Raw genomic sequence first — 14,931 nt, 5'->3', positions numbered from 1 at the left:
TGCCACATGTGGCCGCTCTACGCCTGGATCATCTCCCGCACCTTGGCCGTCAACAAATCAAACGTAAAAGGCTTGGTGATCAGTTGCATCCCCGCGTCCAGGAAGCCACCCCGCACCGCGGCGTGCTCGGCGTATCCGGTAATAAACAATACTTTGAGTTCCGGACGAATCTGCCGGCCGATTTCCGCCAGTTGTCGGCCGTTCATCCCCGGCAAACCGACGTCGCTGATCATCAGGTCGATGCGCTGTTCGGATTCAATGATCGGCACCGCCGCATTCGCGTCCCCTGCCTCGATAAACCCGTAACCCAGTTCTTTGAGCACCGCGCTGACCAACACCCGAACTGCGGGATCATCCTCGACGATCAAAACCGTTTCCCCTGCATTGGCAAACGGCAGCAATGTCGGGTTGAGCGGCTCCTGAGCTTGGGGCTCACCGATAAAGCGCGGCAGGAACAAACTGACCGTCGTACCTTTGCCGACTTCGCTGTGGATGGTCACATGCCCACGAGACTGGCGAGCGAAGCCGTAGATCATCGACAGCCCAAGACCGGTGCCTTGGCCGATGGGTTTGGTGGTAAAAAACGGATCAAACACGCGATCCATCAGGTGTTGCGGTATGCCGCAACCGTTGTCGCTGACACTCAGTTCTACGTAGTCGCCCGGGGTCAAGGTGCCGTAGGCGGCGGTAAAGACACTGTCGAGGTGACGATTGGTGGTCTCCACGGTCAGCGTGCCACCCGTGGGCATGGCGTCGCGCGCGTTGATCACCAGGTTGAGCAGGGCGCTTTCGAGCTGGTTCGGGTCGGCCTCGGCCGTCCACAAGGCGTCGCTCAGGCGCATGTCCAGGTTGATACTTTCGTTGATGCTGCGTTGCAATAATTCGCCCATGGACGTGACCAACTGGTTGATCTGCACAGGCTTGGAGTCCAGTGATTGTCGACGGGAGAACGCCAACAGTCGATGGGTGAGGCTCGCCGCGCGGTTGGCCGAGGTCACGCCCAGGTCGATCAGGCTGTCCAGGTCATCCAGTTTGCCCCGGGACACACGTCGGCGTAGCAGTTCCAGGCTACCGATAATGCCGGTAAGCATATTGTTGAAGTCATGGGCGATACCACCGGTCAACTGGCCAACGGCTTCCATTTTCTGCGATTGACGCAGGGCTTCTTCATTGTGACGCAGTTGGGCGGTGCGTTCCTCCACTTGCTGCTCAAGCGTTTCCAAAGTGCGCTGGAGACGCAACTCACTCTCGCTCAAGTCAATCAACCGGTCCCGCGCTTCGTACTGGCGCCGTCGACCGCGCAGGGCCGCGCTCACCAGGCTGATCAAGGTGATGGGATGGAACGGCCGCTCCAGAAACGTGACGTTGCCCAGCAAGCCGCTCAGCCGCGTCGAGCCGTTCTGCTCTTTGCCGCCATGCTGGGTCATCAGCACGATAGGCAGGTCGGACCAGGCCGGTTGCTGATGCAACAGCTCGAGTAACGGCTCAAGGTCGACGCCACGCAGTGCCTCAGCCGCAATGATGAGCAGCCCGGCGCCTTGCGTCAGCTCTTCGCACAGAGCGGCCAGGCTGTTGGCGACAATCCCGCTGTAGCCGGCTTCGTTAAGCATCATCAGCGCCAATGAGCCATCGCGGCCCATGGGCGCCAGCACGATGGCACGCTCGTAGACGGGAGACAGGGCCGGCACTAGCCCTCATCCTTGAGCAGAGGGGAGCCGGCACCCATATAGGTTGGAATGCCCCGCAGCACACCCTGGAAGTTATCCAGGGGTACACCTACCGTCATACCGCGGCTGCCGATGCGATATTCACGAATGGTCGACTCGTGGGAGCCCGTTCTTTTTTTGATGACCGAAATGGCCCGGCGAACTTTACCCAGGGCCTCGAAATAACGCAGCAAGATCACGGTGTCGGCCAGGTAGGTGATGTCGACCGGCGTCTGCATGTCGCCGACCAGGCCGTGCTGGGCCACCGTCATGAAGGTGGCTGCACCACGGCGGTTAAGGTACAGCAGCAGTTCATGCATATGCAGGATCAGCGCGTTTTCTTCGGGCATGGCCGCCTGGTAGCCGTTGATACTGTCGATGACCACGGTCTTGATACCGCGCTCATCCACGCAGCGGCGAACCCGGTGGGAAAATTCGCCGGGGGAGAGTTCGGCCGCATCGACCTGTTCGATCAGCAGGTTTCCGGTGTCCCGTAAGGCGGCGAGGTCGATGCCCATGTTCTTCATGCGCTCGAACAGCAGGCCCAGCTCTTCATCGAAGATGAACAGCGCAGCCTTTTCGCCACGGGCCACGGCGGCGGCAGCGAAGATCATCGAGATCAAAGACTTGCCGGTACCGGCCGGGCCGAGAATCAGGCTGCTGGAGCCGGTCTCGATCCCCCCGCCGAGCAGAGAATCCAACTCCTCGATACCGCTGCTCAAGGTTTGACGGTTGTAACCGCCGCGATGCTCGGCCGCCACCAGGCGCGGGAATACGTGAATGCCGTCGCCCATGATGGTGAAGTCGTGGAAGCCGCCACGGTATTTCTGGCCCCGGTACTTGACCACACGGATACGCCGACGCTCGGCGCCATAGTTGGGCGTCAGCTCCTCCAGGCGAATCACCCCGTGCGCAACGCTGTGCACGGTCTTATCCAGGGATTCGGTGGTCAAGTCATCCAGCAGTAACACGGTGGCGTCATAACGCACGAAGTAGTGCTTGATCGCCAGGATCTGCCGGCGATAGCGCAACGAGCTTTGCGCCAGAAGGCGGATCTCAGACAGGCTGTCGACCACCACGCGGGTCGGCTTGACCCGCTCTACCACTTCAAAGATCTGGCGGGTGGCTTCACCCAGCTCCAAGTCGGAGGAGTACAGCAGGCTTTGCTGGTGATCGGCGTTGAGCAGGCTTTCCGGTGGGGTCAGCTCGAAGATATGAATATGCTCATCCAAGTCCCAGCCGTGGGATTTGGCACCCTGGCGCAGTTCGTGCTCGGATTCGGACAGGGTGATATATAAGCAACGTTCGCCGTTCTGCGCACCGGCCCGCAGAAAATGCAGGGCCACGGTGGTTTTACCGGTGCCGGGTTCGCCTTCGAGCAAAAACACGTGGCTTCGCGATAGCCCCCCGGCAAGAATGTCATCAAGACCTTCGACGCCGGTGGCCGCCTTTTCACTCAACAGCTGTTTGGATGTACTCAAGAAGTGCCCTCAGGTCACGTACAAGTAGAGGGGCACGCCGACTGGGACGCGCCATATTCACTTGACCGTAGTGGCCACTAGCGGTTCAACGTTTTGGATGAATTGTACGAAGAGAGGTCGCTTTACACGTTTTTGCAGTGCTGAGCTGATCGCCTATCAGAGGCCCTGTTGTAGCGCCGGATCATCCGGGTTCTGTTGCTCCAGTTGGGCGAGCAGCACCTGAACGTTCTGCAACTGCCCGGTCTCTTTCCAGTAATTGACCAGCAACACGCGGGCTTTGCGATTGGCGGGATGCCGCTGGACGATTTCTTCCAACTGGCGCTGGGCCGCCTCTACTTCGTCCTGGGCGTGCAGGGTGGTGGCCAGGTCATAGCGATAATCCGGGTTGTCCGGCGCAAGCTCCACCGCCTTGGACAGGCCGAGCAGGGCGTAGGGGCGCTCGCCATGGTGCAACAGCCACATGCCCAAGGCATGTTGCAGGTAAGCCGACTCCGGATGCGCCGCCAGTTGCCGGGCCAGCAGTTGGCGCGACTCGTCGGTCTTGCCTTGCTTGTCCAGCAGTTCGATTTGCGATACCACCGCTTGCAGGTTGTCCGGCTGCAAGCGCATTGCCTGCTCCAGGGCGTTTTGCGCCTCCGGCAGCAGGGCGCTGTGGATGTACAGGCGCGCCAATTGAATCCAGCCTTCAGCGGTTTCGGGCTGGGCCTTGAGCGTTGTCACGAATTCATCGAGCACCTGCTGCAGTGGGCCAAAGTACAAACCCAGTGTATCGGGCGACAGGCCCAGCAAGGCGTTGGCGGCGGCAAAGCGCACCGATTGTTCCGGATCGTCCAGCACCGGGCCGAGCAGTAAGGTGCGCTGGCCAGTGGGCACCAGGCCGACGATGCTGTGAATAGCGGCTTCGCGCACCAGCGCCGACTCATTGGCGAGGTCTTTATCGGCCAGCTTCAGCGCCTGGGGGCTGGGGTAATTGGGCAGCTCAGCATGCAAGGCGGCGCGGCGCTCGGGCGACAGGTCCGGCCGGCCCAACTGTTGGTACAACACACGTGCGGCGCCGGGCTCGCCGTTATGCGCCTGCTTCAAGGCCTTGGAATAGCCATGGGCGATGGCTGGGGGTACGGCCACTGCAGGGGTGCGGGAGAAAAACCAGGTGATCAGTACGATCAACAACAGGGCGCACAGGCCGATGATGGAGTAACGGCGTGACTTTGACATGCAGGCGTCCGAAAGCTTGGGCAGCAAAGTTCCAAGCTTCGGTCAGTGCGAGGCGAGTGTCAAACCCGCGTCAGGTCAGCACGTAGTCCGCTGGCTCCAACGCTGGCGGCAGGTTGACTTCACCAAGGGCGGCGAGGATCTCGCGCTCCAATGTCCGCAGGATAGCGTCACACGGCAAGTCGTTTTCGTCGAAGCCGAAGGGGTCTTCCAATTCGTCGCCAATCGCATCCAGGCCAAAGAAGGTGTAGCTGACAATCGCGGTGAACACTGGCGTCAACCAGCCAAGTGGCTCGGCCATGGCGAATGGCAGCAAGATGCAGAACAGGTAAATGGTGCGGTGCAACAGCAGGGTGTAGGGAAAGGGCAGTGGCGTGGTCTTGATGCGCTCGCATGCCGCCTGCACCTGGCTCAGGCTGACTAGCCGGGCTTCCAGTTGGGTGTAGCGCCATTCGCTGATCACGCCCTGTTGTGCCAGGACCGAAAAGCGCGCACCGACCGTTTGCAGCACGCTGTCCGGCAAGTTGGGGTGGCCCACTGGCATGCTGATCCAAGGGTGTATCGCCCGGGCTTGATCTTCATGGCGCAAATGCGCGACCAAGCCATGGGCAAAACCGCACAGGCCGCGCAGCAGGCCAGCACGCTCGGCGGTGTCCCCCAGCACCTGGGTCTCGCGAATCAGCGAGCGCACGTCAATGACCATTTGCCCCAGTTGCTTGCGGCCCTCCCACCAACGGTCGTAGCAGGCGTTGTTGCGAAAACTCATGAAGATCGACAGTGACAGGCCCAACAAGGTGAAGGGCGTAGCGTTGACCTTGGAAAAATAGGCGGGGTGCAGGGTTTCCACCAGCACGATGACCGAGGCCAACAGCGTGACCAGCAGGCTGCGCCAGGCAATGCGCTTGGCAATGGAGCCTTTGAGGGAGAACAGGATACCCAGGACGTTGGGTTTAGGGCGAACGATCATGGAGGGCTTCTGTGGCGTGCAGGCGGTCAGATTAGAAGCTGCTATGCATCGCGTCCAATCACTTGGATCGACCGCCTGATCAGTCGACTCAATGACTAACGTGGGAGCCGGGCAGTACATAACCCTGTGGGAGCTGGCTTGCCTGCGAAAGCGGTGGTGCAGTGACAGCTGTGGTGACTGACCCACCGCTTTCGCAGGCCAGCCCGCTCCCACAGAAAAGCGAAAAAGCCCCCCGCGTTTCGCTACGGACTGGCCAAACCAGTCAGCCAAGTTGAAAGCTTTGACCATTGCCGCTGCGCCGCTCTGGAGCGACTATTTCAGCGCTTTTCTCGAGTTGAAAACGTCCTGAAAATAAAAACACAGAAGGATAGGAAGCGATGCGTGAGTATTTGGCTGCCACCACCGAGTTTGATTACCAGCACACCGTCGACGCCGCACTGGCCGGCAACCTGCAAGCGCTCAATGCCTGCGTGGAATGCTGTGACCGTCACGCGTTGCCGGGGCGCATCGCGTTGTTCTGGGAGGGCAAGGACGGACGCAGCGCCACGTCGACCTTTACCGAACTGCAAGAGCAGGCCGCGCGTTTCGCCAACTTCCTCTTGGCCCAGGGCGTCAAGCGCGGTGACAAGGTGGCGGGCCTGTTGCCCCGTACTGCCGAATTGTTGGTGGTCGTGCTGGCGACGTGGCGCATCGGCGCGGTCTATCAGCCGCTGTTTACCGCGTTCGGACCCAAGGCAATTGAACATCGCTTGAACAGCTCGGGCGCAGCGCTGGTGGTCACCGATGCAGTGAACCGTCCCAAGCTGGCGGAAGTCGCCGACTGCCCGACCATCGTCACGGTCGCCGGGGCCAAGGGCGAAGGTATCGTGCGGGGCGACTACAGCTTCTGGGCCGAACTGCCCAGCTACTCTTCTCACTGCGAGCCGGTGCTGCTGGGCGCAGAGGAGCCGTTCCTGCTGATGTTCACCTCCGGCACCACCGGCCCGTCCAAGGCGCTGTCGGTACCGCTCAAGGCCATCGTCGCGTTCCAGGGCTACATGCGCGACGCCGTGGACTTGCGCCCCGAGGACGCATTCTGGAACGTTGCCGACCCTGGCTGGGCCTATGGCATCTATTTCGGCGTGACCGGGCCGTTGTCCATGGGGCACCCGATCACCTTCTACGATGGCCCGTTCACCCTGGAAAGCACCTGCCGGGTCATCAATAAATACGCGATCACCAACCTGACCGGTTCGCCCACGGCGTATCGGCTGTTGATTGCCGGTGGCGAACAGTTCGCCGGTTCGATCAAGGGCAAGCTGCGCATCGTCAGCAGCGCCGGTGAGCCTTTGAACCCGGAGGTGATCCGCTGGTTCGCCGACCACCTGGGCGTGACCATCCACGACCATTACGGCCAGACCGAGCTGGGCATGGTGCTGTGCAATCACCATGGTTTGGCGCATCCGGTGCATGTGGGCTCGGCGGGTTTTGCCTCGCCAGGGCATCGCATCGTGGTGCTGGATGACAACCATCAGGAGCTGCCAGCCGGCCAACCCGGCATCCTGGCCATCGACCGCGAGCAATCGCCTATGTGCTGGTTTGCCGGGTACGACGGCGTGAAAACCAAGGCGTTCGTCGGCAAGTACTACCTCAGCGGCGATACCGTGGAGCTGAACCCGGACGGCAGCATCAGCTTTGTCGGACGCAGCGACGACGTGATCACTACATCCGGCTACCGCGTGGGCCCCTTCGACGTGGAAAGCGCGTTGGTCGAACACCCGGCGGTGGTCGAGGCTGCCGTGGTCGGCAAGCCTTGCCCGGAGCGCACTGAGCTGGTCAAAGCCTTTGTGGTGATCAGCGAGCAATACCGCGCCACCCCGGAGCTGGCTGAAGAGCTGCGCCTGCATGTGCGCCAGCGCCTGGCCGCCCATGCGTACCCGCGGGAAATCGAATTTGTCAGCGACTTGCCCAAGACCCCGAGCGGCAAGCTGCAACGCTTTATTTTGCGCAATCAGGAAATAGCCAAGGCCCAGGCGGCCGTGGCTTGACCCTTTTAAAAGGAAACAACGATGCAGATTGAAAACAAGGTATTCCTGGTCAGCGGCGGCGCGTCGGGCCTCGGCGCGGCCACGGCCGAAATGCTGGTCGCCGCGGGTGCCAAGGTGATGCTGGTGGACTTGAACGCCGACGCCGTGACTGCCAAGGCCAAGCAACTGGGCGACAATGCCCGCAGCGCCGTGGCGGACATCAGCCAGGAAGCCGCTGCAGAAGCGGCCGTGACGGCGGCGGTCGAGGCCTTTGGGGGCTTGCACGGCCTGGTCAACTGCGCGGGTGTCGTGCGTGGCGAGAAGATCCTCGGCAAGAACGGCCCGCACGGCCTGGCGAGCTTTGCCCAAGTCATCAACGTCAACTTGATCGGCAGTTTCAACCTGCTGCGCCTGGCCGCTGCGGCGATCGCTGAAACCGAGGCGAATGCCGACGGCGAGCGGGGCGTCATCATTAATACCGCCTCGGTGGCGGCATTCGATGGGCAGATCGGCCAGGCTGCGTATGCCGCGTCCAAGGGCGCGATCGCCAGCCTCACCTTGCCTGCCGCGCGGGAACTGGCGCGCTTTGGTATCCGGGTGATGACCATTGCACCCGGCATTTTCGAAACCCCGATGATGGCCGGCATGACCGACGAAGTCCGCAACTCCCTGGCTGCCGGCGTGCCGTTCCCGCCACGCCTGGGCAAACCCGCCGAATATGCCGCGCTGGTACGCCACATCATTGAAAACAGCATGCTTAATGGTGAGGTGATCCGTCTCGACGGTGCCTTGCGCATGGCCGCCAAATAAGGAGCAATGGCTATGAACGATCCAATTGTTATTGTCAGCGCCGTGCGCACGCCCATGGGCGGGTTCCAGGGCGACCTCAAAAGCCTGACCGCGCCGCAACTGGGCGCAGCCGCCATTCGTGCGGCGGTCGAGCGTGCCGGTATCGCCACCGATGCCGTCGACGAAGTGCTGTTTGGCTGTGTACTGCCCGCCGGGCTTGGGCAAGCGCCTGCTCGCCAGGCTGCCTTGGGCGCCGGGCTGGACAAGGGCACGCGCTGCACCACCCTCAACAAAATGTGCGGTTCCGGCATGGAAGCGACGATTCTGGCCCACGATTCGCTGCGCGCTGGCAGTGTCGATGTGGTGATCGCTGGCGGCATGGAAAGCATGTCCAACGCCCCGTACCTGCTGGACCGTGCGCGCAGCGGCTACCGCATGGGCCACGGCAAGGTGCTGGACCATATGTTCCTCGACGGCCTTGAAGATGCCTACGACAAGGGGTGCCTGATGGGCACCTTTGCCGAGGACTGCGCCGAGCACAATGGTTTTACCCGTGAAGCTCAGGACGCGTTTGCCATCGCTTCCCTGACCCGCGCACAAGAGGCTATCACCCACGGCAGCTTTGCCAGTGAAATCGTCCCGGTGCAGGTCACCGTGGGCAAAGAACAAAAAACCATTCTGCACGATGAGCAACCGCCGAAAGCCAGGCTGGACAAGATTGCCAGCCTGAAACCGGCGTTCCGTGACGGCGGTACAGTGACAGCAGCCAACTCCAGCTCGATCTCCGATGGCGCCGCGGCGTTGTTGCTGATGCGTGAGTCCGAGGCGCTCAAGCGCGGCCTCAAGCCGTTGGCAGTGATCCACGGGCACGCCGCGTTTGCCGATGAGCCTGGGCTATTTCCGGTGGCGCCGGTGGGGGCGATTCGCAAACTGATGAGCAAGACCGGCTGGAGCCTCGACGAGGTGGACCTGTTCGAAATCAACGAGGCCTTCGCCGTGGTCAGCCTGGTGACCATGAGCAAGCTGGAGATTCCCCATGACAAGGTCAACGTGCATGGTGGTGCCTGTGCATTGGGCCACCCCATTGGTGCCTCCGGCGCACGCATCCTGGTGACGTTGCTTGCGGCCCTGCGCCAGAAGGGCCTCAAGCGTGGCGTCGCCGCTATCTGCATTGGCGGCGGTGAAGCCACGGCCATGGCCGTTGAATGCTTGTATTGAGGATGACCTATGTTGCCCAATGACGAACAACTGCAGATCAGCGACGCCGCCCGGCAATTTGCCCAGGAACGTTTGAAACCCTTCGCCGCCGAGTGGGACCGCGAGCATCGTTTTCCCAAGGAGGCCATTGCGCAAATGGCCGAACTGGGCTTTTTCGGCATGCTGGTCCCGGAACAGTGGGGCGGTTGCGACACTGGCTACCTGGCCTACGCCATGGCCCTGGAAGAAATCGCCGCCGGCGACGGTGCCTGCTCCACGATCATGAGCGTGCACAACTCGGTGGGTTGTGTGCCGATCCTCAAGTTTGGCAATGACCAGCAGAAAGAGCAGTTCCTCACGCCCCTGGCCAGTGGCGCCATGCTCGGTGCCTTCGCGCTGACCGAACCCCAGGCAGGCTCCGATGCCAGCAGCCTGAAAACCCGTGCGCGCCTTGAAGGCGACCACTATGTACTCAACGGCTGCAAACAGTTCATCACCTCCGGGCAAAACGCCGGGATCGTGATTGTGTTTGCGGTCACCGACCCCGCCGCAGGCAAGCGTGGGATCAGCGCGTTTATCGTGCCCACCGATTCGCCCGGTTATACCGTGGCACGGGTGGAAGACAAGCTGGGGCAGCATGCCTCGGACACTTGCCAGATCCTGTTTGAAGACGTGAAAGTACCGGTGGCCAACCGTCTGGGCGAGGAGGGCGAGGGCTACAAAATCGCCTTGGCCAACCTGGAAGGTGGCCGCGTGGGCATCGCCTCCCAGTCGGTGGGCATGGCCCGTGCCGCCTTCGAAGCGGCCCGCGACTATGCCCGTGAGCGTGAAAGCTTTGGCAAGCCGTTGGTCGAACACCAGGCCGTGGCCTTTCGCCTGGCCGACATGGCCACCCAGATCGCCGTCGCCCGGCAGATGGTGCATTACGCCGCCGCCCTGCGTGACAGTGGCAAGCCGGCGCTGGTGGAAGCGTCCATGGCCAAGCTGTTTGCGTCCGAAATGGCCGAGAAAGTCTGCTCGGCCGCCTTGCAAACCCTGGGCGGTTACGGTTACCTGAACGACTTTCCCCTGGAGCGGATCTACCGCGATGTGCGGGTCTGCCAGATTTACGAAGGCACCAGCGATATTCAACGCATGGTCATCTCACGCAATCTTTAAGGAGCCGATACATGAGTTACGAAACCATCCTGCTTGACGTCCAGGGCCGTGTGGGGCTGATCACGCTTAACCGCCCCAACGCCCTGAACGCTTTGAATGCACAACTGGTCAGTGAGCTGAACCAGGCGCTGGACAGCCTGGAAGCCAACCCTGAAATTGGCTGCATCGTGCTGACTGGCTCGAAAAAAGCCTTCGCGGCCGGTGCCGACATCAAGGAAATGGCCGAGCTGACCTACCCGCAGATCTACATGGACGACTTGTTCAGCGACAGCGACCGCGTGGCCAACCGCCGCAAGCCGATCATCGCCGCCGTGAATGGCTTCGCCCTGGGCGGCGGCTGCGAACTGGCCTTGATGTGCGACTTTATCCTCGCCGGCGACACTGCCAAGTTCGGCCAGCCGGAAATCAACCTGGGCGTGCTGCCAGGCATGGGCGGCACCCAGCGCCTGACCCGTGCAGTGGGCAAGGCCAAGGCCATGGAGATGTGCTTGACCGGGCGTTTTATCGACGCGGTAGAGGCCGAGCGCTGCGGGATCGTGGCGCGCATCGTGCCCGCCGATGAATTGCTGGAAGAAGCGCTGAAAGTGGCCGCCCTGATCGCCGGTAAATCCGTACCGATCAGCATGATGGTCAAGGAAAGCGTGAACCGTGCGTTTGAAGTCAGCCTGTCCGAAGGCGTGCGCTTTGAGCGCCGGGTGTTCCATGCGGCGTTCGCGACCCAGGACCAGAAAGAAGGCATGGCCGCGTTTGTGGCCAAGCGGGCGCCGCAATTCAAGGATAAGTAACCCCTGCCAAACGCCGCAAAGCAAAGGTGGGAGCTGGCATGCCTGCGATGGCATCGCCTCGGTTTAACTGATGTACCGAGGTGTCTGCATCGCAGGCAAGCCAGCTCCCACAGGGCTTTGGGTCATGCCCATCAGAGCTGGTAGTTTTTCAACTCCCTGGCAATCACCATCCGCTGAATCTCGCTGGTGCCTTCGTAAATCTGCGTGATCCGTGCGTCCCGGTAGTAACGCTCCACCGGGTAATCCTCCAGATACCCATACCCTCCATGAATCTGCATTGCCTTGGAGCAGACCCGCTCGGCCATTTCCGAGGCGAACAGCTTGGCCTGGGAGGCTTCGGACAAGCACGGTTTGCCGGCGGTGCGCAGGCGCGCGGCGTGGAGGATCAGCAGGCGCGCAGCGTTGAGCTGGGTTTGCATGTCGGCCAGCAGGTTGGCCACGCTCTGGTGTTCGATGATTGCCTTGTCGAACTGCACCCGATCACGGGCGTAGGCCAGCGCGGCTTCAAACGCGGCGCGGGCGATGCCCAGGGCCTGGGCGGCGATACCAATGCGGCCGCCTTCCAGGTTGGAGAGGGCGATGGCCAGCCCCTTGCCGCGCTCACCCAGCAGGTTGGCTTCGGGAACCTTGCATTGGTTGAGGGTGACGGCGCAGGTGTCTGACGCACGAATGCCCATCTTGTGCTCGGTGCGGTCGACCACGAAACCTGGGGTGTCGGTCGGCACCAGGAACGCCGAAATGCCTTTCTTGCCCAGTTCCGGGTCGGTCACGGCGAACACGATGGCCAATTTGGCGCGCTTGCCGTTGCTGACGAACTGTTTGGCGCCATTGATGACCCATTGGCCATCACGCAGTTCGGCGCGTGTGCGCAGGTTATGGGCTTCGGAGCCGGCCTGGGGCTCGGTCAGGCAGAAGCAACCGATGGCCTGGCCGCTGGCGAGTTCGGCCAGCCAGGTGTGTTTCTGTTCGGTGGTGCCGTAGTTGAGGATAGGCCCGCAACCGACTGAATTATGGATGCTCATCAAGGCGCCAGTGGCGCCGTCACCGGCGGATATTTCCTCCACGGCCAGGGCGTAGGCCACGTAATCGACATAGGTGCCACCCCATTCTTCCGGGACCACCATGCCCAGCAGGCCCAGCTCCCCCATCTTCGCCACCAGGGCGTCGTCGATCCAGCCGGCTTTTTCCCAGGCTTGGGCGTAGGGGGCGATTTCGCCACGGGCAAAATCCCGCGCCATGTCGCGGATCATCACTTGTTCTTCAGTGTATTCAAGATCTTGCATGGCTTATTTCTCAATCTGCGCGAAGTCGCGGAAGAAGCTCTCCACATGGCTGGCATCCAGCGCATGGAGGGTGGGCGGGTTCCACTTCGGCGTCTTGTCCTTGTCGATGATCAGGGCGCGAACCCCTTCGATCAGGTCGCCGCGCTCGAACCATTGGCGGTCCAGGTGCAGTTCGAGGGCAAAGCAGTGTTCCAGTGGCAGGTGGCGGCCACGGCGCAGCATCTCCAGGGTCACGGCCATGGCCAGGGGCGAGCGGGTCTGCATGAGGTTGGCGGTGGTCAGCGCCCAGTCATGGCTATCGGCCACGGTGACTTGTTGCAGTTGCTCGACGATGCTGGGCACGTCCGGCAACCCGAAAAAGTGGTCAATGGCCGGGCGCAAGGCCGCCAGCGGGGCGTCGGGCAATTGCTGCACGGCCAGCCTGGCAAGTGCGCCTTGCAAGTCCTTGAGGGGAGACTCGCTCCATTGCAGACGGTCGAGCTTCTGATCCAGTTCAACCAGCTTGGCGCTGTCGATGTACCAGTCCGCCAGCCCGCAATACAAGGCATCCGCCGCGCGGATTTGCACGCCGGTCACCCCAAGGTAGGTGCCCAGTTCGCCAGGAATACGCGAGAGGAAATAACTGCCGCCCACATCCGGGAAGTACCCGATGGCCACTTCCGGCATCGCCAGGCGGCTGCGTTCGGTGACCACCCGCAGGTCCGCGCCTTGCACCAGGCCCATGCCACCGCCGAGTACGAAGCCGTCCATCAATGCCAGTACGGGTTTACGGTAATGGTGGATGGCCAGGTCGAGGGCATATTCCTCGACGAAGAAATCCTGATGCAGGGTGTCGCCTTGCTTGAAGCTGTCGTACAGCGAACGGATGTCGCCACCGGCGCAAAAGGCCTTCTCACCGGCGCCGCGCAGGACGACGGCATAGACCTCAGGGTCGTCGGCCCAGACCTGCAAGTGCGCGGCCAATTGGCGGACCATGTTCAGGGTGATGGCGTTAAGGCCTGCGGGGCGGTTGAGGGTGAGGTGGCCGATATGGTTACGCACCTGTGCAAGAACTGCATCCTGCTGGATCTCGGCGTGGCTTGCTTGGGATGAAACCTGAGCAGTCATCTCTAACTCCCTGCTTTTATTGTTCTTTATCAAGACGTTCGCGGGCGAACTCTCTCGTGATCGTACCAGTGCAAATTTGCCTCGTACAACTTGGAATCATGCAGGTCGTTGTTGCATTTATGCAGTGTCGCTCAAACCACCCGGCTGGCCAGAACCTCACCGATACTGCGACGCCGGGCATGGCCCTCGGCGGCGTGGATCAGTTGTTCAAGCTCTGTCGGTTCGACATCGTAGAACTGCTCCATCTCGGCCAACGCTAGCTTGAGGTCGGCTGCCGTGATGCTCGGCTCGCTCACGGCGGTGGCAGTGCCCAGGATAACCGGGGCAGGCTCGGCAAGCCCCTTGGGATAACGCGTGCGCGTGGCATTGTTATAGGCCAGCGCGCAGGCGAGCAGGGCGCCGGCCCCTAGCATCACCGGCGCAAGCTCGTACCAGCCGAGGCCGACCGATGCCGGATCGGCCAGCACCAGGGTCATGGCCAGGCCGCCGGCCGGCGGGTGCAGGCAGCGCAGCCAGCAGATGAGGATCACCGTCATGCCTGCCGCCAGGCAGGCGCTGCCCAAGGTGCGCCCCAGGACGCGGGCGACCAGCAACGCGACGACGCCTGCACACAGGTAACTGCCGATTATCGACCAGGGTTGGGCCAGCGCCCCCGACGACACGGCAAACAGCAATACGGCCGATGCGCCAAGAGGGCCGAGCAGGTGCAGGGCCACCTCCATGCCGAACACCTGGGCACAGGCCCAGACACTGAACAGCGTGCCCAGGGCCATGCCGATGGCTGCACGGCTCCATTCGGCGGGACGGGTGTTGATTGCAGCGGGTAACCAGCGAGCGAGCATTGAAAGACGGTCCATAAACAGCGGGCGAAAAAAAAGGCCTGCCTGGTTTCCCGGAACAGCCCTTTGAAGGTTCCAACATTGGGGGAAGGAACCTGCGCAGTGTGCCGCGCTTGATCTGGTGGCGCCACTGCATATTAATGAACATTGAATGCAAAATAAATGCAGTTAACCGGCTTCGCCATAGGTTATCTGCCCGGTTGACGCGGATGCAGCGGGGTTGATTTTGCCCAGCACGCGACTATGGGTTTCTTCGTTGAACAGGCGCGCTTGCAAGTCTTCGCGCAGCCTGGGGTCGTCGGCCAACGGCCCCTTTAACGCCACCAGTGCGTCACGCAATGCCATCAAACGATCCAGCCTGGGTAAGGGTACGGTTAACAGGTCTTCTCGCACGGCATTGT

Annotated in this window: 13 protein-coding genes; 5 read left to right on the top strand and 8 right to left on the bottom strand. The window is 61.8% G+C overall.

What is annotated here, in order from left to right; translation table 11 throughout:
• Positions 1-17: 17 nt before the first annotated feature.
• The 4 genes from AB9N64_RS03615 to AB9N64_RS03600 form a co-directional block, all read right to left on the bottom strand.
• Positions 18-1,688, bottom strand: a complete 1,671-nt coding sequence (locus tag AB9N64_RS03615) for an ATP-binding protein (RefSeq protein ID WP_371359970.1) — start codon at positions 1,686-1,688, stop codon at positions 18-20.
• Positions 1,688-3,187 (bottom strand): ATPase domain-containing protein, encoded by a 1,500-nt coding sequence (locus AB9N64_RS03610; RefSeq protein WP_371359969.1) that lies wholly within the window; start codon positions 3,185-3,187, stop codon positions 1,688-1,690. Before AB9N64_RS03610 ends, AB9N64_RS03615 begins: the two co-directional genes overlap by 1 nt.
• 156 nt (positions 3,188-3,343) lie before the next feature.
• Positions 3,344-4,402 (bottom strand): tetratricopeptide repeat protein, encoded by a 1,059-nt coding sequence (locus AB9N64_RS03605; protein ID WP_003191245.1) that lies wholly within the window; start codon positions 4,400-4,402, stop codon positions 3,344-3,346.
• A gap of 70 nt (positions 4,403-4,472) precedes the next feature.
• The gene (locus tag AB9N64_RS03600; protein WP_014718479.1) at positions 4,473-5,366 is read right to left on the bottom strand and encodes a bestrophin family protein; all 894 of its coding nucleotides are present in this window, start codon (positions 5,364-5,366) and stop codon (positions 4,473-4,475) included.
• 377 nt (positions 5,367-5,743) lie between these two features.
• On the opposite strand from AB9N64_RS03600, the gene AB9N64_RS03595 reads away from it, so the two are divergent.
• From AB9N64_RS03595 to AB9N64_RS03575, 5 genes are read left to right on the top strand one after another with little or no spacing between them, the layout of a single operon-like run.
• Complete coding sequence (locus tag AB9N64_RS03595) at positions 5,744-7,393, top strand: AMP-binding protein (protein ID WP_014718478.1); 1,650 nt, start codon at positions 5,744-5,746, stop codon at positions 7,391-7,393.
• A gap of 21 nt (positions 7,394-7,414) precedes the next feature.
• The gene (locus tag AB9N64_RS03590) at positions 7,415-8,182 is read left to right on the top strand and encodes an SDR family NAD(P)-dependent oxidoreductase (RefSeq protein ID WP_014718477.1); all 768 of its coding nucleotides are present in this window, start codon (positions 7,415-7,417) and stop codon (positions 8,180-8,182) included.
• 12 nt (positions 8,183-8,194) lie between these two features.
• The gene (locus AB9N64_RS03585; RefSeq protein ID WP_371359968.1) at positions 8,195-9,379 is read left to right on the top strand and encodes an acetyl-CoA C-acyltransferase; all 1,185 of its coding nucleotides are present in this window, start codon (positions 8,195-8,197) and stop codon (positions 9,377-9,379) included.
• Positions 9,380-9,388: 9 nt separating this feature from the next.
• The gene (locus AB9N64_RS03580) at positions 9,389-10,516 is read left to right on the top strand and encodes an acyl-CoA dehydrogenase (RefSeq protein ID WP_019817058.1); all 1,128 of its coding nucleotides are present in this window, start codon (positions 9,389-9,391) and stop codon (positions 10,514-10,516) included.
• 11 nt (positions 10,517-10,527) lie between these two features.
• Entirely contained in the window at positions 10,528-11,301 is a 774-nt protein-coding gene (locus tag AB9N64_RS03575) for an enoyl-CoA hydratase (protein WP_014718474.1), read from the top strand.
• 131 nt (positions 11,302-11,432) lie between these two features.
• Here AB9N64_RS03575 and AB9N64_RS03570 read toward each other — a convergent pair whose 3' ends face one another.
• From AB9N64_RS03570 to AB9N64_RS03555, 4 genes are all read right to left on the bottom strand, one after another.
• Positions 11,433-12,584, bottom strand: coding sequence for an acyl-CoA dehydrogenase family protein (locus AB9N64_RS03570; RefSeq protein WP_014718473.1), 1,152 nt, complete (start codon positions 12,582-12,584; stop codon positions 11,433-11,435).
• Between the two features lie 3 nt (positions 12,585-12,587).
• Positions 12,588-13,691, bottom strand: coding sequence for an enoyl-CoA hydratase/isomerase family protein (locus AB9N64_RS03565; protein ID WP_014718472.1), 1,104 nt, complete (start codon positions 13,689-13,691; stop codon positions 12,588-12,590).
• Between the two features lie 131 nt (positions 13,692-13,822).
• Positions 13,823-14,533, bottom strand: coding sequence for an HPP family protein (locus tag AB9N64_RS03560; RefSeq protein WP_019817055.1), 711 nt, complete (start codon positions 14,531-14,533; stop codon positions 13,823-13,825).
• Between the two features lie 165 nt (positions 14,534-14,698).
• Entirely contained in the window at positions 14,699-14,875 is a 177-nt protein-coding gene (locus AB9N64_RS03555; protein ID WP_014718470.1) for a hypothetical protein, read from the bottom strand.
• Positions 14,876-14,931 lie beyond the last annotated feature (56 nt).

This window comes from Pseudomonas sp. KT_2_4 (assembly GCF_041410225.1).
GTDB lineage: Bacteria > Pseudomonadota > Gammaproteobacteria > Pseudomonadales > Pseudomonadaceae > Aquipseudomonas > Aquipseudomonas paracarnis.
The sequence above is the reverse complement of the archived record's forward strand: the minus strand, read 5'-3'. Positions and strand labels throughout refer to the sequence as shown.